Origin of the sequence: Amygdalobacter nucleatus (genome assembly GCF_029167365.1) — a bacterium.
GTDB lineage: Bacteria > Bacillota > Clostridia > Saccharofermentanales > Fastidiosipilaceae > Amygdalobacter > Amygdalobacter nucleatus.
This window is the reverse complement of the sequence record NZ_JARFNM010000001.1, coordinates 26,190-50,558: the sequence shown is the minus strand read 5'-3', so window position 1 is coordinate 50,558 and position 24,369 is coordinate 26,190. Positions and strand designations below refer to the sequence as shown.

Here is a 24,369-nt window from a genome sequence, read left to right as displayed (position 1 = left end):
GATACGTAAAGACAGGCGACTAAAAAGTTGCCTGTCCTCTATATGTTAAAGCTAGTTAGATTGAATTCGAAATAAGCTAACTAGCCTAACAGGAAAATGATGGAGAGCAGGTGAGAGCCTGCTCTTTTCCATTTTACTTTAGCTTTTCCAGGCCTAGCGTAATCAGGCGATCTGTCTGATCCACCATGAATAGCGGAATATTTAGCACATCATCGTTTAATTGCAAGTTGTTGAGCGAGAAACGCAAGCGCAACTTCACACTATCAGGGAATAGCTGCTTAAATTTTTGCAGACTTTTACTTTTTATATTTCGTTCGGCCTTAACCTCAATCGGGAAAATATCATTTTCACGTTGAATGAGGAAATCTACCTCGTATGGAGGATTATTTTGACTCCAGTAGCGTGGGTGGACTTCGAACATAGAGATTAGAGCTTGCAGGACGAAATTTTCGCTTAAAGCACCCTTAAATTCCGTGAATAACCGATTGCCATCATCAAACGCACTGGGTGCTAAATTAGCCATTTTTCTGAGCAAACCGACATCTGCAACATAAATCTTAAATGCAGATAGATCGTCATAAGCTGCTAGTGGCAGATTAGGCTTCGTTGAGCGATAAATCTTATGCACAAGCCGAGCAGACACTAGCCATTGTAGAGCATCTTCATATTCACGCGCTCTCGCACCCTCCTTAACAACTTTATAGATGAATTTTTTGTTTTCCCTGGCTAATTGTGACGGCAAAGAGCGCCAAATCAGCGAAAGCTTAGGGTATTCGTTAGTGCTTGGATGCTTAGCAAAATCGCGAATATAGGCGCTATTGATTTCTGAAAGCGTCCTTTCAACTGCTTGAACATCTCTTTCTTGAGTCCACATTAAGACCGCTTCGGGCATACCACCTGTGACGTAGTACATTTTTAACTTCTCCAAAAGCGGATTGAAAAACGCAAGCGGCAAAGGCTCAAGACTATCAACTTGTGCTAGATAATTAACTAAATTTTCGTCACCGTTAGCTAGCAAAAATTCGCTGAACGTTAAAGGCTCTATCTGCAAAAAGCTGACTTTACCAACTGGAAATGCCGCTGGTTTAGCTAGTGTGATGCCTGGAAGTGAACCTGCGCAAGCAACATGATATTGAGGTGCATTCTCACAAAAATATTTAAGTGAATTTATAACATCGGGGCAATCTTGAATTTCGTCGAAAATAATTAGTGTTTCTGCAGGTAAAATTTTCTGCCCGTTTGCTAACATCAAATTCTGCAAAATGCGGTCAATATTTTTGGTGCTTTGGAAAAATTCCTTATATTCCGGATTCTCATCGAAGTTGAAATAAGTGGTGTTCTTGTAATAGCAACGTCCAAATTCTTTTAGTAACCAGGTTTTGCCAACTTGTCGCACGCCTTTTAGAATCAAAGGCTTACGCTGCGTTGCATTCTTCCAAGCTGCTAATTTTTCTAAAGCAAACCTATACATACCAACCTCATCACATCTTTATTAATAATTATGTGGCAATCATCACACTATTATGTATAATTATGTGCAATTCATCACACTTTTATACAATCATAGGCTATATACAGCGAAAAGCAAGCGCTGCAGCTATTATTTATGAATTTATGAACTACGCAAAAAAGCAAGTTAAATTGCACCGCTTGTGTTCAAACAGCTTCTTGTTAGTATAGTTACAACTTTATGAACGCTTAAAACGAAAAATACGTTATAATAAATACAAATAGTTGAACTTAAATCTGTTTGTGACATAATAAAACGATAAATGCGTTTTAAGGATATGAGAATGAAGATTGTTAGAATTGTAGTCGACGGAATGCCGTTATACGTACAAAAACTTGATATTAATTTCTATGCCAAACAGAAAGTATATGCTGAGCATTTGGATTCTTTGCATAAACTTTTTAATCGCATTTATGTAAATAACGTAGAAGCCTTTGTTGGTATCAATGCTTCTGGTAAAACTAGAGCTTTAGAGCTTATTGCTTTTGTTGCTGACCTCTTATCTGGTTATTCATTGAATGGCGTGTATTCAGATAATGTATCTATAACACATCTCGTAAGCAAAACTCAACCAACAGTCTTTGATATTGACTTTTTTGCCGATCAGAAAATTTTCCATCTTAAGAGTGAAATGATTTGTAACTGTGCTGATGATGGTAGCGAAACTATCCAAATTATTTCCGAGAAATTATGGGAAAAGAGCGTGACAAGTCGCTTGAATAAGCATAATTTTTTGGATTATGTTCAACTGAAACCAATCAGGACACGCGATAATTCAGCTGAGTACTTGCAAGCAGATGTCAGTATCATGATTGCTGTCGACAAACAAATTAAAGAAAGAATGTACTGTATTGACCGAACGGCTTACACGAACTTCAACTTCCTAATTCCGCAAGTTGCGCATTTGCCAGAAGAGATTATTACTTTGCTGGATCCATCAATTGAATATTTGAATGTGGAGGAAATCGGTAATCGTAAATTAATTCGGCTTAAATTCAGCGGTGAAGCTGAAAAGACTCTGCTTAGAGTGTCTGAATTAAATGCGTATCTTTCATCAGGCACAATCAAGGGAATGCGGATTTTCTTGGATGCTGAACGTGTACTCAAGAAAGGTGGCTACTTAATAATTGATGAGGTGGAAAACCATTTCAATCGTGAATTAGTTGTATCTTTAATTCACTTATTCACTAGTAAATTAACGAACCCATATGGCGCCGTGATCATCTTTTCTACGCATTATGCTGAATTGTTAGATGAAATTGAGCGCAATGACGCTGTGTTTATTACACGACATAAGAATGGCTTAACGGTTGATAGCCTTAATGACCTTATCAAGCGCAATGATATGAAGAAGAGCGAAGTATATCAAGGTAACTTCCTAGGCGGAACAGCTCCGAAATATGCAGCTTTACATGCCTTAGAAAAGCGATTATCGCAACCATAAAGACATACCACAGTATTCACCAACAGAACAAAAAAGAGCCAACACTTTATGATTTGTTGAACGAGGCTGCTTTAGCTAAAGTGAATGATTTCCACAAAGAATTGAGAACAAGATAATAACTTGCCCTCTTAACTCCCTGAACCAGCCTTTTTTCGCCATTTAACTTAAAAGCGTTTTATTTTTGCAACAGAAAAGGTATACTTAAAGTAATGAGCTTAACGTATGGAACGTAGGAGCTATTGTAAGTGATTTTATAGATGAGGTGAATGAAATGTCCTTTATCAATACTTTGATTGAACGTGCACGCAGTGAACGTAAGAAGATCGTTTTGCCAGAAGCTAATGACTACCGTGTCTTGGAAGCTGCTAGCAAGATTACAGCTAACGGCTTTGCCGACATCCTATTGATCGGTAACCCAGATGAAATTAAGACTTTAGGCAAAGATTTGGACTTATCCAAAGTCGAGATCATCGATCCTGACAACTACGACAACTTGCCTAAATGCGTTGAAACATTCTATGAGTTGCGTAAAGCAAAAGGCATGACAATGGAAAAAGCCAACGAGATGATGCATGACGCACAGTATTTGGCATGCACACTTGTTAAGATGGGCGTTTGCGATGGTATGGTTTCAGGCGCTGCCCACTCTTCTGCAGATACACTCCGTCCAGCTTTGCAGATTGTTAAGACAGCTCCAGGCACAGCTTTGGTTTCTGCTTTCTTCTTGATGGTTGTACCTAATTGTGACTTTGGCGATGGCGTATTCGTTTTTGCAGACTCTGGTTTGAACGAGATGCCAAATAGCGAAGCTTTGGCTGAAATTGCTATTTCTTCCGCTAAGACATATGAACAATTAACAGGTAAACAAGCTAAGGTTGCTATGTTGTCCTACTCTACAAAGGGTTCAGCTCATAGTACAGATACAGATAAAGTTATCGAAGCTACTAAGATTGCTCAAGCTAAGGCTCCACAATTCTTGATCGATGGCGAATTACAACTTGATGCAGCTATCGTACCATCTGTTGCTAAGTCCAAAGCTCCAGGCAGCAAGGTTGCCGGTCAAGCTAACGTCTTGATTTTCCCTGACTTGGATGCAGGTAACATCGGCTACAAGTTGACACAACGCTTGGCTAAAGCTGAAGCATATGGTCCTATTACACAAGGTATTGCCAAACCAGTCAACGACTTGTCACGTGGTTGCTCAGCTGACGACATCGTCGGTGCTGTTGCTATCACAGCAGTTCAAGCTCAAGCTAAATAATTAAGCATTTATTTGGCAACTAACTTATAAACTAAAAACAAACAAAACGACAGCTAGGCTGAAATTAAGCGATTAATTAAGTTTAGCTGTCATTAAATAAGCAAATATTAAGAGATATAGAATGAAAATTCGGCCCGTGACAGTGGCCGCTAGAAAAAGAGGCGAAGATGAAAATTCTAGTTATTAACGCAGGCAGTTCTTCCTTGAAATACCAGCTCATGCGTTCCGAAGATGGCCATGTGTATGCCAAGGGCTTGTGCGAGCGTATCGGTATTGATGGCAGCCGTATCATTTACAAGAATGATCGTGACGACAATACGACACACGACACACCAATGCCAACACACTCAGAAGCTTTACATGCAGTTTTGGCTGCTTTACAAGATGAAAAAATTGGTGTTGTTAAAGACTTGAACGAGATTGAGGCTGTTGGCCATCGTGTTGTGCATGGCGGTGAAAAATTCAACAAGTCTGTATTGATCAACAAGGAAGTTTTGACAGCTATTGAAGATTGCATTCCACTAGCCCCATTACACAACCCAGCTAACTTGTTAGGTATCAAAGCTTGCATCGAAATTATGCCAAGCGTGCCACAAGTAGCTGTCTTTGATACAGCCTTCCATCAGACAATGCCAAAGGCTGCTTACATGTATGCAGTTCCTTACAAGTATTACGAACAATATGGTGTACGTCGTTATGGTTTCCACGGTACATCTCACCAATTTGTCAGCGAACAAGCTGCTGAATATTTGAAGAAGCCACTTAAGGAATTGAAAATCGTAACTTGCCATTTGGGCAACGGTTCTTCCTTGGCTGCTGTTAAGAACGGCGTTTGCGTTGATACAAGTATGGGTATGACACCATTAGCGGGCGTGCCAATGGGTACTCGTTCAGGTGACATTGACCCAGCTATCATTAAATATTTGATGGATTCAGACAATAGCTTGACGATTAAGAACGTTGACCGCATCTTGAACAAAGAGAGTGGTATGTTGGGCGTTTCTGGCGTTGGCTCTGACTTCCGTGACTTGGCGCAGGCTGAATCTGAGGGCAACGAGCGTGCAACGTTGGCTTTGAACATGTTCTCTTATGACGTTCGTAAGTACATTGGTTCTTATGCCTTTGCAATGGGCGGCTTGGATTGCATCGTCTTTACAGCTGGCGTTGGTGAGCATGATGCTGAAGTACGTGAGCGTGTTTGCTTAGGCCTGGAGAAGTTCGGCATTCAAATTGACTCCAACAAGAATGCTAATGTCCATGGCTTTGCTGAAATTAGCTTGCCAACAAGTAAGGTTAAGATCTTAGTTGTGCCAACCAATGAGGAATTGAAGATTGCTCAAGATACAGCTAAATTGGCTGCGAAGAAGTGATTGTAGCTAGAAATACAGGCGTTTGGCATTTGTAATGAAAAAGTTGCCAAATCACAGTTTTTCTTGACTAGACAAGAATTTGTTTAGCTATTAATATCAAGACTAGGTTGTTTTGCCAAACAGCTTAGTCTTTTTATTTAATTAAGAGCAAGATTAAGGCTGTCAGAACACGGGCAAAACTAGAAGGATAAACATGAATTACGATTTTACGAGCATCAGCGACAGGCGCAAAATTGGCTCACGCAAATGGGCGATTGTGCCGGAAGAAATAGACCCTCTTTCAGATAAGCTATATCCGATGACCGTTGCTGATATGGATTTTGATTTAGCACCTGAGATAAGAACGGCGTTAATTGATTTCGTTTCACACAATGTATTGGGATATAGCGCAATGACTGAAAGTTACAAGCAGGCTGTTTGTAACTTCTTAGAAAAATGGCACAAGGTTTGCATCGAGCCTGAATGGATCGTAAGTACGCCAGGTTTAGTCCCAGCTTTATCAGCTTGCGTTAGAGCTTTTACCCAAGTTGGCGATGGCGTTTTAGTGTTTACCCCTGTCTATCCGCGCTTTTATCAGGTGATTAGGGAGCAAGGCCGTAAGCTAGTTGATTGCCCACTTGAGATAGCACAAGATGGCCTGTATCACTTTGATTTTGCCAATTTGGAGTCTTTGTTAGAGACGCATGCAGTGAAGATGATTTTTCTCTGTAATCCACACAACCCATCTGGGCGTGTTTGGACTGCTTCTGATTTGCAGCGCTTAGCTAAGTTAGCCAAAGAATATGATTGCTTAGTTGTGAGCGATGAGATTCATGCTGATTTGACCTTGCCAGGCAATGAACAGACGATGTATTTCAAAGCCTTAGCTGATTTTGATGAAAAGGCAATCGTGCTTACATCTGCTGCCAAAGCGTTCAATATTGCTGGTTTGCAGAGCTCTAACGTGTTAATTCCAAGAAGTGATTTAAGAGAAAAGTTCCAAGCTGAACTAGAAGCTTCAGGTATACAGGCAGCCAATATTTTGGGCATGTATGCTACTGAGATTGCTTATACCAAGGCAGATAATTGGCGTGAAGCTGTTTTACAAGTTTTGCAGACGAATTATAAATTGTTAGTGGATTTCTTCAGTGAACTTGATAGCCGTTTTGAAGTGATGCCAACACAAGCTTCTTTCTTGGCCTGGGTCAATTGTGAAAAATTACATGTCGATCGTGAACAGATTAAGGCTGTTTTCATGGCTATCTGTTTCTTTGTTGAAGATGGTGTTAGTTTTGGTGAGGCAGGTTCTTACTATTTCCGCTTGAATTTTGCGATGCCAACTGAAGAATTGAAAGCTTGTTTACAGGCATTTTCCGAGCGTATCAGCCCTTATTTGCACAGCGTAGATTAGAAGAAATGAGTGACTGACTTATGGAAATGAAGTTTAGGCAGCAACTTAAGCAGACTGAGACTATATTTACAGCTAATAACAAATCCAAAGCCGAGGCAGGCTACGAGAAAGGCGTAAAAGCTGAAGTTGAGGCAGGCGTAGATAAAGACGTCAAAGCTAAAGCTGAGGCTAAAAACACGAGCAAAGCTGCAATGAAATTACAATCTGAGTCTGGCAATATAGTGTGGCCGAAGGTTGTGCGCAAAGTCAAAGCGGCGGACAAAGTTGCGTTGAAAGATAAGTCAGCCAATACAGTTAAATTAGTCAATAATGCCAAGGCTATTCATACAGTCAAGTTAGTTGATACAGCGAATTTAGTTGATGCAACTATGTCAACTAATGCTGCCAATTTAGCCTGCCTACGCATGCCAACTTTGCTTGGCTTAGAGAGTGCGTGTAAAGAGGAGTTGTTCGAGTTAGGCTTTAGTGAAGATAGAGTCAAGGCTCATGACGGCCTTGTATCGCTTTATGTGCCGAGAACTGAACTTGCTGAGACAGTTGCCTTACTTAATTTGAGCTTAAGAACAGCTGAGCGGGTGCTTATTTCGTTAGTTAATTTTACTTGCACTGATTTCACGACTTTATTCAACACTTTAGAGGATTTTAATTTCGAAGCATATCTTGACGCTGGCTATTTCTTGGAAGTTGTGGGTTATAGCCACGATTCAAAATTGCACAGCGTGCCAGCTCTGCAGGGTTTGATTAAGAAAGCCATCATCAAGCGTTTGGCCAATTATAGCCCGAAGCGAGAAGAATGGTATGTAGATGGCATTTGGCAGGAAAATCGCAATATAGGGATTAATCGCCTGAAATTTGGCCTAAATAAAGATGAATTTAGCTTAGATTTGGATACAAGTGGTTTTCCGTTGTACAAGCGTGGCTATCGGCCACTCAATCACCCAGCGCCAATTAGAGAAACTTTGGCAGCTGCGATTTTGTACTATGCGCATTTTACGCAAAATTGTTTAGAGCATGGTGAATTATTATTCGATCCAGTCTGCGGTTCAGGTACTTTTTTGATCGAGGCAGCTTTGCTAATGACCAACACTGCTCCTGGTATAGAGCGAGTCTTTTCAGCTGAGAGTATGCAAATAGTTGGCAAAGAAGTCTTTACTAAGTTGCGTGCAGAACTAAAAGCAAAGTCACTTGTGTATAATCCAGCGCTAAAAGCAGAACTTTTAGCGGTTAAAGACCGTTTGTTTGGCGCTGATATTGAGCCAAAAGCTATTTTGCAGGCCAAGCAAAATGCTACGCGCGCTCATGTTGCAGATTTGATTAATTTTGCGTGCGCCAATTTGCATAGTTATGCTAAGACCGCCAATTTGCCATTCCCTGAGTTAGATCAGGCCGAGCGAGTCTTAATTTTGGCAAATCCACCTTACGGTGAACGCTTAGGCACGGAGAAAGAAGTTAAAGCTTTGCATTTGGCTTTTAGAAATCTTTGTTTTGTGCAAGGGAAGCAAGCTAAATCGTTAGAGAAAGAGAAGAAGTTTAAGTCAACGAGTAAGCTCAAGCCTAAATATCGTTTTTCGTTAATTACTAGTCATCCTGCGCTTGAAAAAGAGCTTGGTGTTAAAGCCGATAAGCGCCGTAAGTTGTATAACGGCATGCTGGCTTGTACTTTGTATCAGTATTTCAGGCATGAATAGGGCGGAGAAATGATATGACAATAGAAGAATTGCTCGGCATGGATGAAAGACAAACCTTTGATAGGAAAAGCCTCCATGTTAGGTCTGTGTGCCAAGAATTAGAGGCGCAAGGTTTACCAGATCCAGTTTTTGATACAAGTACGTTTATTTTGAAAACAGTAATAAAGAGTGCATCGTTGGAACGTCACAGCGCGTCGATTCAGGGGGAAGACACGCCAAATGGCCAAAAAAATTTGTTGGATCAATTACGTAAATTAGAGGGCAATGAAAAGGTATCTTTTAAATTGCTAAAAGATACAGAAAAAATCATTAGAAATGTGGCTCTAATGCAAGTTATTAGTACTAAAGAAGTTATGGACATTTTAGGTTGTGAGAAATCGAAAGCTCGCTATGTCCTTAAATTTATGCATGAATATAAGTTTATTTTCCCAGTCTCTGGCAAAGGTAAGGGCAAATATATGCTGAATAGTCAACTTGCTAATTCCAGAATGAATATGGTGAAGTAATGAGCGAACAACAAGTCACTAGGAGAATACTACCCTTAAACGTCCAGCTTGAACGTCGCCTGTCCAAGCAGATCTTTCATCGCCTGATTGAAATAGTCATGTTTTTGCTTTTGACCGTAACAATCATCATCTTTGGCTGGGGAATTAAGCGCAGCCAGAGCCTGCATAAGCAAACATCAGCCGATTTACAGAAGGTCATACAGGACTATGGCGAACTATTGCAATTTGCCTCTGACTTTAATAGCGGCAACCTGACTAACTTGTCGACCACCTTTCAGCATTATGTTTTAGAGAAATACAGCCATATTGTAACAAAGCAGGAGGTCAAGGCAGACTTGTTCTTTTTGGACGAAACAGGCCGCCCTTACTTAAGCAACCTGATGGATTTAAGCGAAGATGAAGCTACGACTTTAGCGAGACAGTGGCAGCTAATCAAGCCTACTAACATTAAGCCAAATAGCTTAGTCATAGCTGTTTCTAGGGGAATAGAGCCAGCTCTCTGGTTAGCCTATGCCGACAACACAAGCCAATGTAAAGCTTTACTCAAAATAAGAGCAAACAACTTTGCCAAAAGCCTGGCAGCAGAACCTATGTACAATTTGCTTGTCCACGAAGACTATTGGGCTTTAGCGCCTAACGGCAGCCATATTTTGGACGCCATTTCGCAATTGCCCGAAGCTTTGCGTAACAAACAAGGCTTCTATTTTGCCAACAAACAGCTTTATTACGTGGTCAATAGCGCTTTGTTTACCGATGAACTTTATTTATATACAGTTTGGAATGTCAGCTTGATCGTGATGCTGCTTTTAGTAATTGCCTTGACGAGCTTAATACTTTTCAGCTTGCTCTACGCTTTAAGTAAAAAAAACTCTCGTCTGCTGGCAGCTGAATTTACACGTGATATTGCGCATGTACAGACAGCGTTCAACGAAGCTGAACAGGGCAACTTAGACTACAAACTAGCCATCGATAGCAGCCTAGAGATGCAGGCTATCGGCAAAGGCTATCAAGCCATGATGCAGAGCTTGAAACGTCAAATGCAGGAGAATGCGGAGCTAGAGCGCATAGTTGCCGACGAACAGATTAAGCAATTAGGCAGCCAATTTACGAACCATTTCTTATTTAATACGCTAGACAACATCTACTACATGTGCCGTTTGTCCCCAGATCTAGCTGAGAAAATGGTCATGAACTTAGCCAAATTGTTGCGCTACAACACCCATAGCCCCAATGAAAAAGTGACCATCGGCGAAGATTTGCAGTACATAAGGCTTTATTTGGAGATTGTCAAAATTCGCTTCCGAGACTCATTTAAGTACGAAATTGCGATGGATGAAAGCGTAGAAGACTATGTTTTGCCCAAATTGCTGATTCAGCCAATTATCGAAAATGCCCTCAAATACGGCCGCCAGAGCCAAGCAGTGACGATTTTAGAGATAAAAGTCAAACAAGTTGGCCCTAACATTGAAATTGCTTGCCATGATAACGGCCCAGGCATGAGTGAAACGGTGCTCAAGCGCCTTAAAAACAATTTGCAGAAGGAAGAAAACCTAACCACGCATTTAGGCCTGTATAATGTAGCTAGAAGAATTGCTTTAACTTATGGCGAAAAATATGGCCTAGACTTAAAGAATACCGCTGGCTTAACCGTAACAGTTACAATTCCGGCCGAAAAGGAGCTTGATTAATGTCTGAAAAACTGAAAATTGTCGTAGTGGAAGATGAATATTATGTGCGTAAAGGCATTATCAATGCGACAAATTGGGAGGCACTAGGCTGTGAGATTGTCGGTGAAGCTGAAAATGGCGTGCAAGGTATCGAGGTTATCAAAACAACTCGTCCGCAGCTCGTCATTGTGGATATTGAAATGCCATTGATGAGCGGCCTAGAGATGGTCGAGAAACTCAACTTAGAGAATTTAGAGTTAGAGTATTTGTTTTTGACTTCGCATCAGAACTTTTCCTATGTCTATCGGGCCATCAAATTGGACGTCATCGACTACCTGTTGAAACCTTTTATGCAAGAGGATTTGGAGCGCTGCATCAACAAAGTCAAAGTCAAATTGCATTTGGTCGAAAAAAACGAGTTGGACTTAAACGGCGATACGGCCTATGACATTAAGTTCAAAAATAGTTTGATTCAGCAGGCGGTGCAGTACGTCAAACAGCATTACAAAGAAGAAATCACCAATACGAGTGTAGCTGAGCATCTAAACATCAGTGACGCTTATTTTTGCCGTACTTTTAAGAAAGAAACAGGCTATACCTTTGGCCAATATTTGGCGCATTATCGCATTCATATTGCGTCCAAATTGTTACGTAACAGCGACATGCGGATCAACGAAGTAGCCCTAGCTTGCGGCATTAACGACAGCAATTATTTTTCGCAGATTTTCAAAAAGATTAAAGGCCTAAGCCCCAAAGATTATCAAAGTTCGCAAAAGACACTCTGAGAAAAAGACACGCCATCGAGTCTTTCAAGTTGCGAGAGACCCTCGGCAACTTCTCGACAACTCCTCGGCAGCAACTCAGCAACGCTCCCAACCCATACCCTTAAGCAATCATTTGTGCAATTAGCATAAAAATCGAATCGATAATTTGCTTAAATTGGCAATACGAGCTAAAATCATGTCAATTTTGCTAAGAAAAGCGTCAAAATTTTCACCGCATTTCTTTAAGCGCTTTCCTATACTAGAAACAACAACGACAGTTATTGCACTGAACAAAAAGAAAGAATAGAGGACAGAAGAATGAAACGGATCATGGGCGCCTTACTAAGCTTGACAATGATTGCCAGCTTAGCCGCTTGCCAAAAAAATAGCACGAAGGATGCTGCAGCATCTAAGCCTGCTACGACAACCACAACCACAACAGAGAAACATCCTGGCGATGATATGAGCCTAGATGAATTAGTTAAAGCTGCTCAGAAAGAAGCCAAGGCTGAGAATGCTGGTGAGTTTATGGTCTATGCACCAACCAGCCGCTTAGAGAAAGCCATGAAAGCTTTCACCGAAGCATACGGCATCAAGGGTGAAGTTTACCATGAAAGTGGTCAAGACTTGTACACCAAATTGACAACTGAACTTGAGGCCAAAGCAGCCACAGCAGACGTAGCTTTGCTACAGGATGCTTACTTGTTCCAGACACAGATGCGCAACTACAATTACGTCATTAACTATGTGCCAAAAGACTTGAAAGACAAAATCAAGGCCGACGAACAGAACCCGTTAGTTTGCTACTATTACAACAAATTATTTATTTACAACAACCAAGACGGCGCTAAGGGTGTCAGCAACATTTGGCAACTGACAGAGCCTGAATACAAGGGCAAAATCTTTATCAAGGACTTGAGTAAAGAATCAGTCAACAAGAACTTTTTAGCTATGTTGACAAAGCCGGAAAATGCCGAGAAATTACAAGCAGCTTACAAAGAATACTACAAGAAAGATATTAAGTTGGACGAGGATTGCCAGAACGCTGGTTACCAATTCATCAAAGCTTTCTTGCCAAACGTTAGCTACGGTACAGGCGATGGCGATATTGCAACAGACTTGTCAAACGGCAACGGCAACAACTACGGCTTGATCGTTTTCTCCAAGTTGCGTGACGATAGCGTCAACCAAGAGAAATTGACAGTCAGCGCTTTGTCTGAACAGGCTATACAACCATTAAGCGGCTTTATGTACCCAATGTACATGCAAATCATCAGCAGCACCGACCGCCCATACACAGCTAGATTGTTCATCAACTTCATGATGTCCAAAGAGGGCTTCGAGGCAGCTTTCCACACCAAGGCCAAGGATATTGGTACTTATTCTGGTAATAGCACAATTGAAAGCTTGAAGGGCGACAAGAACCTTGATTTCTGGAAAGAGAAACTCATCGTTGAGGACCCTGAATACTTACAACAAGCTTATGCCAGTGGTGTCTTAGACTTCATCACAATGGCTGCAGCCTATCAAAAATAAGTAGTTTTAAGTGGACGCAGGTGGGGATTTAGGCCTGAGCTTAGCTCCTACCTGCCTTTTTATACCCAATTTTAGCTAGAAAGGTAGGCAATCAATAAATTATGCATAAGCGAACACATCGCCTCAAGGCTTTTTTTAGTCAGCCGGCCAATGTCATTCTCGTATTTTTTGCAGTGGCATTGACCTTATTGACACTTTACCCGTTGATTGAACTAGTCTATAACTCATTTGTCATCAATGCGACAGATGCAGCTATTTTTAGTGACTTGAAGAAAGGCATGCTCAGCTTGAGAAGCTGGCAAAAATTGCTGTTCACAAAAGCGAACAAATACAGCTTAATTAACTTCTATCGCCCCTTAGTCAACTCTTTGCTATATTCAATACTATCTGCTGTGTTAGCTTTAGTATTCGGCGGCTCTGTAGCTTGGCTGATGACAAGAAGCAACCTCAAGGCCAAAAAATGGATTTCAGCAGCCTTTGTTTTCCCTTACATTTTGCCATCGTGGACTTTGGCTTTGTTCTGGATCAACATGTTTAGAAACCCTAATGTCGGCATTGGTGTAGCTGGCTTTGTCTACTCTTTGACAGGCTGGTCAGCTCCAACCTGGTTCGTCTATGGCCTATTCCCGTTAGTTATCGTGAGTGGCTTACACTATGCGCCTTTTGCTTACATCTTTATCGGCGGTATCTTGCGTAATATGGATGCCAATTTGGAAGAGGCAGCAACTGTGTTGAAGACACCTAGATGGCGTATTTTCCAAGCCATCACCTTGCCAATTGTGAAACCAGCTGTTTTGTCCACCTTCTTGCTCGTCTTTGCCAGCGTCATGGGCTCCTACGCCGTGCCTGTTTATTTGGGTTCACCTGTCAACTTCTTTGTTTTGACAACCAAAATGAAAATGTTGCAGACAACGGCTGTCGGACAAGCCTACATCATTGCTATGTTCATGGTGGCAAGCGGTTCGTTTGTCTTGCTTTTGAACAATTTGCTCGTTGGCAAGCGCCAATCTTACACGACAGTTACGGGTAAATCTTCCCAGATTTCGTTAGTTGATTTGAAAGCCGGCAAATATATCATTTCCGTTATCCTGTGCATCTTGATGGTCTTCATCTGCGTCATGCCGTTAATTTCTTTCGCTTTAGAGTCAGTCTTAATCAAAGCTGGTGACTACTCCTTGTCCAACATGACATTGAACTATTGGATCGGTGGTCAAGGCTCAGTTACCAGTTTGGCTGGCGGCAGCACGGGTATTTTGTTAGATAGCTTAGTGTGGAAAGCAGGCAAAAACTCCTTGCTCTTGTCCTTTATCTGCGCTCTCTTAGCTGGTTCTAGCGGCTTAATCATCGGTTATGCAGTAGTTCGTAAGAAGAACACCAAATTGGCTAATTATGTAAGTGGTTTGTCATTCTTCCCTTACTTAATCCCATCCATGGCTTTCAGTGCCATCTACCTCGCCATTTCTAGCCAATTCTCATTCTTGGCGAACTCTTTCTGGCTCTTAATCTTAGTTGGTACGGTCAAATATCTGCCGTTTGCCTCCCGTTCTGGCATCAACTCAATGCTGCAGTTATCCAAAGAAATTGAGGAAGCGGCTTTAGTTTACGGCGTGTCATGGCCAAAACGCATGCTAAAAATCATCATGCCAATTCAAAAAGCAGCTATCATCTCAGGCTTCCTATTGCCATTTGTGTCATGTATGCGTGAGTTGTCACTGTTCGTCATGTTAGTCAGTGCTAAGACGCAGACATTAACCACAATTTTGATGGCTTACAGTGAAAAAGGTGCCAGCCAGTACGGAAACGCCATTAACTTGTTGATTATTATTCTCGTTTTAGTTGTTAATTTCTCAGTTAATAAGATAACTGGTGCATCAATTGACAAAGGTTTAGGAGGAAATTAAGATGCCAGAAATTATTTTGCGTAACGTTACCAAAAAGTTCCCTAACGGCTTCGTAGCTGTTGAAAATTTGAATATGACAATTGAGAATCGTGCCTTTGTCACTTTGTTAGGCCCATCTGGCTGTGGCAAAACAACCACTTTGAGAATGATTGCAGGCTTGGAAACTCCGACAGCTGGTACAATCACGATTAATGGCAAAGTCGTCTTCTCAGCCGATGAAGGCATCAACGTGTCCCCAGACAAGCGTGACATTGGCTTCTTGTTCCAGAACTATGCCCTCTGGCCGCACATGACAGTCTACAAAAATATCGCTTTCGGCCTAGAGAATCTCAAATGGTCCAAGGCCGATATTGAGAAGCGAGTAGCGGAATTACTCAAAATGCTTCAAATTGAGCAATTTGCTGAGCGCTATCCAGCTGAATTATCAGGCGGCCAACAGCAGCGTGTCGCTATTGCCAGAACCTTAGCCCCACGGCCACAAGTTCTGTTCATGGATGAGCCGTTATCGAACTTGGACGCGAAATTGCGTGGCGAAATGCGCACCGAGCTTAAGCGCCTCCATATCGATACTGATTCGACATTTATCTATGTTACACACGATCAGCTGGAGGCCATGACCTTGTCGAGCAAAGTCTGCCTGATGAAAAAAGGCGTTTTGCAGCAGTATGCGCCACCACTTGAAATTTACAATCGCCCGAGCAACGTCTTTGTCGCTGATTTCATGGGCAACCCTGCCATCAACCTTTTGCATCTAACGGTCAAAGAACAGCAGGACAAAGAGGCCGTACTTGATTTTGCAGGTAATGCACTCAAGTTCATGAGCGCCGAAGCTTTGCCTGAATTAGACGAAGAAATAATTGTCGCTATTCGCCCTGAGCATGTGGCAATTACAGAAGACAGCAAGCTAAAAGCCGTAGTTTATGCAACCTTGCCAACTGGTATGGAGACGACAGTTAAACTGAAAGTACAAGACCAATTAGTTTCGTCAGTTGTCTTTGGCAGCGTTGACTTCAATGCCGATGAAATGGTGAACTTAGACTTTAGAAAAGACAAGATCCTCATCTTTGATAAAGTAAGTGAAAAGTTCTTAGCTTCTGGTCGTTTAAGTGTAATTTAAGACTGCTATAATCTGAAAGAAGTTAGTATAAAAGGAAAAATATGAAAATTTTATTTGATTTGCATACGCACACTTTGATGAGTGGACATGCGTATAGTACCCCCAAAGAAAATATTCAAGCAGCGAAAGCCTTAGGCCTCGCTGCTTATGGCTTTTCAGATCATGGCCCGAGTATCAAAGGCGGGCCCGATGCTCTGTATTTTCAGCATTTTAGGATTTTTCCGAGGCAGTATGAGGGCATGTATGTGCTCTGTGGCGTCGAGGCTGCAATTTTGGACTACGAGGGACATATTGATTTAACTGGCAAGCCACTAGAACGAGTGGATTATGCTATTGCGAGTTTGCACCAATGGGCTTTGCCTAGTGGCACGCTAGAAGAAAATATGCAGGCTTATATTGGCGCAATGCGAAATCCATATGTTAAAATAATTGGACATCCTGACGATAGCACATATCCTGTAGACTATGAACAACTTGTGTTGGCTGCGAAGCAATATAAAGTTGCTTTGGAGCTTAATGAATCTTCGCTTGATCCAGCTTCTGTTCGAGCTGGGCAGGTTAGCGAAAACATGGCCAAGTTGATTTTTTACAGTATCAAACATGACTGGCCGCTAATTCTGGGCTCAGATGCGCATCATGAGTCGTACATTGGCCGCTTTGAACGTGTCTTACAGATTGTCAAAGAGGAGCATTTGCCTGAACGTTTGCTGTTGAATAGCAGCTTGGCGGGCTTGAAGCGTGTGCTAAATAAGCCAGAGCTAATTGAACAAGTTAGAGCTAATTAAGTAAGCCAGGGCTAATTAAATGAGTTAGAATTAAAAGATTAATAAGCAAGGAGAATAATTATGCAGCTGTTTTATCATATTGAAGAGATTGTGCAGATGTGGACGCCGGAGGCTGTCTTCTTGCGCTTAACGATTGCTGTGATTATCGGTGTAGTGATCGGCCTGGACCGTGAACTTAAAAATCGTGGTGCTGGTATTAAGACACATGCTCTAGTTTGCCTAGGTGCAGCTATAATTATGGTGGTGAGTGAGTACATTTTCCATACTTTCCCAACGGCTAAAGCTGATATGAACCGTTTGAGCGCGCAGGTTGTAAGTGGCATAGGTTTCCTCGGCGTTGGCACGATTATCGTCACCGGTAAAAACGTTGTGCGTGGTTTAACGACAGCAGCGGGCTTGTGGACTTGTGCTTGTGCGGGCCTTTCCATCGGTATTGGCTATCTTTGGCTGGCACTTTTAGCCTTGTTCTTTGCAATTTTCATCTATACGGTGCTCAATTTGCTTGAAAACAAAATCCAGCGTTTCTCCCGCTATTTCACGCTCTATCTTGAGCTAGAGTCAGCGGCTAATTTGCATGCCATTTTTGCCAAATTGCGTAAAGAAAATATGCGCTATCACCAACTGGAAATTGCCGACAGTTCTTGGCAAAAGGGCACGGTTTGGGTGACCTTGTCCGTGGAGTTAGATAATTACAAGCAGCGACCAATGCTTATTGAGTTCCTGCAGCAGGCAGAGGGTGTGCAATATTACGAGGGTATATAGAATCATTAGAGCGCCAATCTGATGTGCTTATTAAACGCCAGATACGAGTGCTTGTTAAGTGCCAGGTGCGAAGCGCTCATTAAGTGCCAGGTAATGCGCTATATAGTGAGCTATATTTGAGAAGTTATTTATATTTGAAAGTCACCTATTTTGAAAATCATTTCATGTAGGTGACTTTTTGTACATACTTGTAATTGCTAGTTTGCTTCTTTGGGCGTTGCTAGCTTTATCATTTAGGCATTATTAGTTCGCTTCTTTAGGCGAGGTTAGTTTTTGCGCTTTTAACACATCATTAATGGCGGCTTTGACTTTTTGCCAGTAAGTTTCTTTGACCGCTTGGGAATTTAGTTCGACACCACCATCTTTAGCTAGCGCAAGGACGTCTTTGTCGTTAGTAACTAGCTTGTCGGCATAGTCAGTTAGGAGCTCATAGCTAGTTGTGAGAGTCTCTTTCTGTTCAGGTTTAAGCTGGCTTAAGTATGCGCTGAATGCTTCTTCAAGGTTGGTGTAATCTATCTCGCTTGTGCAAAGCTCATTCAGCCATGTAGCTGCCGTGCCTGCGATTTGTAGGCTGCAACCAGCCGTGCCAGTGTGTAAGTTAGAGAGGGCATTGAAGAACTCGGTGAGTTTGGCTGCGTCAATTGGTTTAAGGGCCTTATTTGCTTCTGTGCTTGTAGCTGGCTGACTTTCTTGATTGGGGCTATCTGTAGTAACGGTAGATGTTAAAAGCGGTTTACTTTCGCTAGCTTCGCTGATGGTGTTAATTGACTTCTTGGGCGCTTGACTGCTACAACTTGCCAAAGTCAAGCAGAGACTTGTTAGAATGCAGATACGAACGTATTTTTGCATAATATCACCTTCTTTATATATTTTGTTAGCTTAGAGCGGTTGTGTCAAGAAAGTTGGTGTAAATTCCTTTCAGTTAATAAGCAATTGGGCGATAACGTCGCCTTGGCTTTTAACTTCTAGTGTTGCTAACTGTTTCTCAGTTACTTCGACTAATCCTTCTAGTTCAAATTTCTTTAGAACATTCGTATCTAGATATTTTCTCTGTGACCATTTTTCATTTTCATCTATCAATATTGACCCCAGTATCCTTACGGAGGTTTGACAGTTGAGATAAGTAAACAATTTGTAGACATGCGAGAATTCAGGGCTAAAAACTCTCTTTTTTGTCAATTTTGCCTCTTGTTTAGTAATTTTTTCATGGCTTCTTCATGGTTTCTTATGAATAGGGCTTTAAGTAATTCCGTTTCTAGTGTAATATTAATTTGAGCCATTTTGGTCCTCCAGTTTGTTTATTTGCATTTTTATTATAACTGAAAGGGTCATCTTGGCTTTCCTTTTTTACACCAACTTAGTTTACACTATCTATTCACGCATGAAAAATATGTTATTTGGAGAAAAAATACCCTTTGCTGAAATCATGTTTTCGCTTAAAGAGTATGAAAAGGCTTTCAATAATACAATTTCCACTGTGTCTCCGAGCCCTAGCATAATGCCTGCTAATCTTATATAATTTAAGGATACTATTTAATTGGGAGAGATGTATGCAAGAGGTTAGAACACGTTTTGCACCTAGCCCTACGGGCTTCATGCATATTGGTAATTTAAGGACAGCTTTATTTGAGTATTTGGTCGCTAAATCGAATGATGGTAAATTTATTTTACGCATTGAAGATACAGACCAGAAACGCAAAGTCGAAGGCGCACTTGAGAAAATTTACAACACTCTAGAGAGCGTGGGCATGGACTATGATGAAGGCCCAGACAAGCCAGGCGAAGTAGGTCCATACGTTCAGAGCGAACGCCTTAACATGTATTTACCTGAAGCTTTGAAACTGGTCGAAAGTGGCCATGCTTATTATTGCTTCTGCAGCGAAGAACGCTTAGCCAAATTACATGAAGAATTAGCTGCCAAAGGCGCTTCATTCATTGGCTATGACCGTCATTGTCGCAACTTAAGTGCCGAAGAAGTCAAAGCCAAATTGCAAGCTGGTGAGCCTTATGTCATTCGTCAGAAAATGCCAGATACAGGCGAAACTACCTACCATGATGAAGTATATGGCGACATCACCGTGCAGAACAACACCTTAGAGGACCAAGTTTTGGTTAAGAGCGATGACTACCCAACTTATAACTTTGCAAACGTTGTAGATGACCATTCCATGCAAATTACACATGTAGTTCGTGGCTGCGAATACCTAAGCTCTACGCCTAAATACGTCTTACTCTATGAAGCATTTGGCTACAAACAACCCAAATACATCCACCTACCATTAATTAATGGCCCAGATGGCAAGAAATTATCCAAACGCCATGGCGCAACTTCCTATGAAGAACTGATTCAGCAAGGCTTCTTACCAGAGGCAGTTATCAACTACTTGGCTTTACTTGGTTGGTCACCAGCTTCGACCACAGAATTGTTCACGTTGCAAGAATTAGAACAAGCCTTTGATATTGCTCATATTGCTAAAGCTCCAGCGGTGTTTGATATTGAGAAACTCAAATGGTTCAACGCCCAATACATCCAGAAGAAGACAGTAGATGAGTTCTATGCCCTCATTCAACCAGAACTTAAGCAATTGACAGAAGGCCAGAGTGAACTTGCTGAGAGATTACAAGCCAACAGCGAACTTTTAGCTCGCATTTTGCAACCACGCTTGAACGTTATCACGGAAGTTACAGACAAATTGAGCTTCCTACCAGCTTTGCCGAACTACAGCAACGACTTATTTGTTCATAAGAAGATGAAAACTACGCTTGAATCCAGCTTAGAGATCTTGCACGCCGTTTTGCCTGAATTTGAGCAACTAGATAGTTGGACAGAAGCAGCTTTACATGGTGTGATGATCAACTACGCAACTAGCCATGAACTCAAAAACGGTAAAGTCATGTGGCCAGTTCGGGTGGCAGCTACTGGTTTACAAGTGAGCCCAGGCGGAGCTAGTGAAGCGCTTGTTTTGTTAGGCAAACAAGAATCTTTGAAACGACTAGAACAGGCTATAGAACAGCTTAAAGCCGAGTTAGCAGAAGCATAAGCTTTATTTTTGAGAAAGAGGCAAGAAAGAGTATGAAAGAGAATGAAACGGCGATAGACGTAAATATAGAGACAGAGCCTGAAACAACGGCTAGCACCAACTTTATTCATCAGATAATTGACGAAGAATTGCAACCAGGCGGCCGTTGCTACGGTAAAACTGTACATACCCGTTTCCCGCCAGAGCCAAATGGCTACTTACACATCGGCCATGCAAAGGCTTTGTACATTAACTTCTCAACAGCTGAGAAATACCACGGCCTATGCAACTTGCGTATGGATGATACTAACCCAGTCAAAGAGGACACAGAGTACGTTCAGGCTATACAAGACGATATTCATTGGTTAGGCTTTGATTGGCAAGATCGTTTCTTCTATGCTTCCAGCTACTTTGACAAAATGTACAACTTCGCTATTGAACTTATCAACAAGGGTCTTGCCTATGTCGATGAATCAAGCTCTGAAGAAATCAAAGCTGCTCGTGGTACTTTGCAAGAACCAGGTACCGAAAGCCCATATCGGAATCGTCCAATCGAAGAAAGCATAGCTTTATTTGAAAAGATGAAGAGTGGCGAGGTGGAAGATGGCAAAATGGTTTTGCGTGCCAAAATTGATATGGCAAGCGGCAACATGAACATGCGTGACCCTGTCATCTACCGTGTCTTACACAAAGAACATCATCGTACAGGCAATAAATGGTGCATTTACCCAATGTACGATTTCGCACATCCAATTGAAGATGCACTTGAGGGCATTACTCATTCACTTTGCAGCTTGGAATTTGAAGACCACCGCCCACTCTATGATTGGGTAGTCAATAACATTTCAGTAGAATGCAAACCTCGCCAAATCGAATTTGCTCGCCTCGGCATGTACAACACTGTCATGAGCAAGCGTAAATTGCGTGAATTGGTCGAACAGGGCATCGTAAGCGGTTGGGACGATCCTCGGATGCCGACGCTCCGTGGTTTAAGACGCCGTGGCTATACACCTGAAGCTGTTAGAACATTCATGGAAGGCGTAGGCATTACCAAACAACCTAACATGATTGAATATTCCTATCTGGAGCATTGCTTGCGTGACGACTTGAACAAGCGTGCGACTAGAAGAATGGCTGTCTTGCACCCAATTGAGCTAGAGATCGTCAACTATCCTGAGGAGCAAAAAGAAATTTTGATTTCTCAGAATAACCCAGAGCAGCAAGACGCTGGCACTCGTGAAATTACATTCTCCAAGCACCTCTACATTGAACGTGACGACTTTATGGAAAATCCGCCAAAGAAATATTTCCGCCTCTTCCTAGGCAATGAAGTACGCCTCAAAGACGCTTACATCGTGAAGGCCATCTCATTTGATAAAGATGAGCAGGGCAACGTCACAAAAGTCTACTGCGAATACGACCCAACAACTAAGAGTGGTAAAGATTGCCGCAAGGTTAAAGGCACAATTCACTGGGTAGACCAAAGCACCTGTGTCACGGCAGAAGTTCGCTTGTATGAGCAACTGTTCTCAGCTGAACAACCAGATCAGGCAGAGAATTACAAGGATTGCTTGAACCCAAATTCTTTGGAAATTTTGCATGATGCTAAACTTGAAGCTAGCTTAGGCCAAGCCAAGAATGGCGACAATTTCCAATTCATGCGCTTGGGCTATTTCGTCTTAGACAACAAAGATAGCAAACTAGAACACCTAGTCTTCAACAAAACAGTCGGCTTGAAAGATGGCTTCAAATTGAAGAAATAACGCTGTGAGCGTCCTAGAAAGTTAGTGCATGAAAAACTTAGATGCTCGTAAAATCTTGCATAAAGAGCAAAAACTCACTCTGTCCATTCGAAGCTTTAACGCTGAGGGGCAGGGTGTTGCTCGTTTTGAGGGGATAACTATATTCGTGATGGCCGCCTTGCCAGGCGAATTAGTCAAAGCTGAATTAACGCTTGTCAAAAAGACCTATGCTGTCGCTAAATGCCTAGAGGTTGTAAAAGTAAGCGCTGAACGCACCAAGCCAATTTGCACTCATTACGGCCTTTGTGGAAGTTGTGCGCTCCAACATATGACATACGCTGTCAGCTTAAACTTCAAGCAAGCCAAAGTTAAGGCCGCTTTAAGCTCGATTACCAAATTGGCTGAAACGCAGATTGACAGCTTAGTTAAGCCCACTTTAGCTTCCCCCAAGCAGACTAATTATAGAAACAAGCTCGTTTACAATTTCGCTAGAGCGGAGACTGCTACAACAGCTGAAAGTGCGGTTGCGCTTAATAAGCCAAGCTACCTGACTAATACCCATGACAGCAATACAATGTATAATGTGGCTAGAAGTGAGTTCGTGCAAAGCAATTTGCCCTTTAAGTTAGGCTTTTTTGCCCCAAAATCACATAAGGTGATAAATTTGGACGCTTGCCCAGCGGAATTTGAAGATGCAGCTTTAATTAGGCAGGCGTTGCGCCATGTGTTTAGTCAGGCTGAATTTATAGAGCAAGCGAAATTGCTCAAGTTAGAGCCGCTTTTCTATGATGAAGCGACCAATACAGGCCTCTTTAAGCGCCTGATGCTTAGATATAGCAATTTGGAACAGGCTACGCTCTTAACTTTTATCCTTAATTTAGAAGCGAAGCATTACACTGACAAGATAGCTGAGTTTTTCCGTGAAATAGCAGCTAACGTGGCCAAAGAAGTTAAGATAGCAGGGTGCTTGGTCAATTTTCAGCCAGAAGCGACGAACAAAATTTATAGCAATGATTTTAAGCTAGTTGCAGGCAAAGCTAGCGTGCGTGAAAATTTGCATGTAGCTGGTTGGGATTTCAGCTATGAGATTGGCGCAGCGGATTTCTTCCAGGTGAACCCAAGTTGCGCAGAGGTGCTGTTTACGACCGCCCTAGACAATTTGCATCTAACAGGCAGCGAATGTGTCTATGATTTGTATTGTGGGACTGGCAGTATCAGTTTGCCGTTAGCAAGTTGGGCAAAGTCTGTCATTGGCATTGAAATTGTGCCGTCTGCTATTTTGCATGCCAAACAGAATCAGGTTCTGAACAAGTTAGACAATGTGGATTTCTATGCTGGTGATGCTGGCGAGCTTTTCCCTAAGCTGTTCAAAGCAGGCAAATTAGCTGATGTTGTTGTCGTTGATCCACCCCGTAAAGGTTTGGACCATGCTACGATAGATACGATTTTGGCGATGCAGGCTGAAAAAGTGCTGTATGTGTCTTGCGACCCAGGCAGCTTGGCTAGGGATTTGGTGGACTTATTAAAAACCGGCATGTATAAGCTGAAACTCGTGCAGCCAGTAGACATGTTCCCCGGGTCGGAACACGTCGAGAGTGTTGTATTGATGTCAAAAGTTACATCCTAACAAGTAAAAAAATATGTAGTAAATAAAAGGCTTTTCAGAGGGCTATCGTTAATGAGTACGATTGGCTGTTGGAAAGCCTTTATTTTTGTGATCGGAAATGGATAATAAAGATTTGAATTCTAGGAGGGCTTATCTTTTAACGATATTAGTGACAATATTCATAGCCAAACGAAGGTTCTAAAATGATTATGTAGATTTTGATACAGTTCATTATATATTTTACAACAACTTTACCAACCTTGTCTTTTGAACTTTACAAGCAGTATGTAATCTTACCAT

The 24,369-nt window shown here is 41.8% G+C and carries 19 protein-coding genes; 16 read left to right on the top strand and 3 right to left on the bottom strand.

All coding sequences use genetic code 11. The features are described from left to right. Positions 1–133: 133 nt before the first annotated feature. Positions 134–1,471 carry an ATP-binding protein gene (locus tag PYS62_RS00245; RefSeq protein ID WP_066714138.1) on the bottom strand — a complete coding sequence of 446 codons (1,338 nt, stop codon included), beginning with the start codon at positions 1,469–1,471 and terminating at the stop codon, positions 134–136. Between the two features lie 322 nt (positions 1,472–1,793). On the opposite strand from PYS62_RS00245, the gene PYS62_RS00240 reads away from it, so the two are divergent. The 13 genes from PYS62_RS00240 to PYS62_RS00180 all read left to right on the top strand — a co-directional run bounded on the left by PYS62_RS00240 (position 1,794) and on the right by PYS62_RS00180 (position 17,701). Continuing rightward, positions 1,794–2,954 carry an AAA family ATPase gene (locus PYS62_RS00240; RefSeq protein WP_066714140.1) on the top strand — a complete coding sequence of 387 codons (1,161 nt, stop codon included), beginning with the start codon at positions 1,794–1,796 and terminating at the stop codon, positions 2,952–2,954. Between the two features lie 271 nt (positions 2,955–3,225). Then, positions 3,226–4,215 (top strand): phosphate acetyltransferase, encoded by a 990-nt coding sequence (pta, locus tag PYS62_RS00235; protein WP_066714141.1) that lies wholly within the window; start codon positions 3,226–3,228, stop codon positions 4,213–4,215. Positions 4,216–4,382: 167 nt separating this feature from the next. After that, a complete protein-coding gene (locus tag PYS62_RS00230; RefSeq protein WP_066714143.1) occupies positions 4,383–5,585 on the top strand; it encodes an acetate/propionate family kinase in 1,203 nt (400 codons plus the stop codon). A gap of 193 nt (positions 5,586–5,778) precedes the next feature. Then, positions 5,779–6,975, top strand: coding sequence for a MalY/PatB family protein (locus PYS62_RS00225; protein ID WP_066714144.1), 1,197 nt, complete (start codon positions 5,779–5,781; stop codon positions 6,973–6,975). A 20-nt stretch (positions 6,976–6,995) separates the two neighbouring features. Next, positions 6,996–8,663, top strand: coding sequence for a THUMP domain-containing class I SAM-dependent RNA methyltransferase (locus tag PYS62_RS00220; RefSeq protein ID WP_066714146.1), 1,668 nt, complete (start codon positions 6,996–6,998; stop codon positions 8,661–8,663). A 14-nt stretch (positions 8,664–8,677) separates the two neighbouring features. Beyond that, positions 8,678–9,169, top strand: coding sequence for a hypothetical protein (locus tag PYS62_RS00215; protein WP_066714148.1), 492 nt, complete (start codon positions 8,678–8,680; stop codon positions 9,167–9,169). Further along, positions 9,169–10,857, top strand: coding sequence for a sensor histidine kinase (locus PYS62_RS00210; RefSeq protein WP_066714150.1), 1,689 nt, complete (start codon positions 9,169–9,171; stop codon positions 10,855–10,857). Before PYS62_RS00215 ends, PYS62_RS00210 begins: the two co-directional genes overlap by 1 nt. After that, positions 10,857–11,621 carry a response regulator transcription factor gene (locus tag PYS62_RS00205; RefSeq protein ID WP_066714151.1) on the top strand — a complete coding sequence of 255 codons (765 nt, stop codon included), beginning with the start codon at positions 10,857–10,859 and terminating at the stop codon, positions 11,619–11,621. Before PYS62_RS00210 ends, PYS62_RS00205 begins: the two co-directional genes overlap by 1 nt. A 297-nt stretch (positions 11,622–11,918) precedes the next feature. Then, positions 11,919–13,136 (top strand): ABC transporter substrate-binding protein, encoded by a 1,218-nt coding sequence (locus PYS62_RS00200; protein ID WP_066714152.1) that lies wholly within the window; start codon positions 11,919–11,921, stop codon positions 13,134–13,136. Between the two features lie 101 nt (positions 13,137–13,237). After that, positions 13,238–15,037, top strand: coding sequence for an ABC transporter permease (locus tag PYS62_RS00195; RefSeq protein ID WP_066714153.1), 1,800 nt, complete (start codon positions 13,238–13,240; stop codon positions 15,035–15,037). Position 15,038: 1 nt separating this feature from the next. Beyond that, positions 15,039–16,154, top strand: coding sequence for an ABC transporter ATP-binding protein (locus tag PYS62_RS00190; RefSeq protein WP_066714155.1), 1,116 nt, complete (start codon positions 15,039–15,041; stop codon positions 16,152–16,154). A 41-nt stretch (positions 16,155–16,195) separates the two neighbouring features. Beyond that, complete coding sequence (locus PYS62_RS00185) at positions 16,196–16,939, top strand: phosphatase (RefSeq protein WP_066714158.1); 744 nt, start codon at positions 16,196–16,198, stop codon at positions 16,937–16,939. Positions 16,940–16,999: 60 nt separating this feature from the next. Beyond that, a complete protein-coding gene (locus PYS62_RS00180) occupies positions 17,000–17,701 on the top strand; it encodes an MgtC/SapB family protein (RefSeq protein WP_066714160.1) in 702 nt (233 codons plus the stop codon). Between the two features lie 243 nt (positions 17,702–17,944). Here PYS62_RS00180 and PYS62_RS00175 read toward each other — a convergent pair whose 3' ends face one another. Next, positions 17,945–18,550 carry a hypothetical protein gene (locus PYS62_RS00175; protein WP_066714162.1) on the bottom strand — a complete coding sequence of 202 codons (606 nt, stop codon included), beginning with the start codon at positions 18,548–18,550 and terminating at the stop codon, positions 17,945–17,947. Between the two features lie 69 nt (positions 18,551–18,619). Then, complete coding sequence (locus tag PYS62_RS00170) at positions 18,620–18,880, bottom strand: hypothetical protein (RefSeq protein ID WP_315574100.1); 261 nt, start codon at positions 18,878–18,880, stop codon at positions 18,620–18,622. A 371-nt stretch (positions 18,881–19,251) separates the two neighbouring features. On the opposite strand from PYS62_RS00170, the gene gltX reads away from it, so the two are divergent. From gltX to rlmD, 3 genes are read left to right on the top strand one after another with little or no spacing between them, the layout of a single operon-like run. After that, positions 19,252–20,742 carry a glutamate--tRNA ligase gene (gltX, locus tag PYS62_RS00165; protein WP_066714167.1) on the top strand — a complete coding sequence of 497 codons (1,491 nt, stop codon included), beginning with the start codon at positions 19,252–19,254 and terminating at the stop codon, positions 20,740–20,742. A 32-nt stretch (positions 20,743–20,774) separates the two neighbouring features. Continuing rightward, positions 20,775–22,484: a glutamine--tRNA ligase/YqeY domain fusion protein gene (locus tag PYS62_RS00160; protein ID WP_066714169.1), complete on the top strand. Its 1,710-nt coding sequence runs from the start codon at positions 20,775–20,777 to the stop codon at positions 22,482–22,484. Positions 22,485–22,512: 28 nt separating this feature from the next. Beyond that, positions 22,513–24,090 (top strand): 23S rRNA (uracil(1939)-C(5))-methyltransferase RlmD, encoded by a 1,578-nt coding sequence (rlmD, locus tag PYS62_RS00155; protein WP_066714171.1) that lies wholly within the window; start codon positions 22,513–22,515, stop codon positions 24,088–24,090. Positions 24,091–24,369 lie beyond the last annotated feature (279 nt).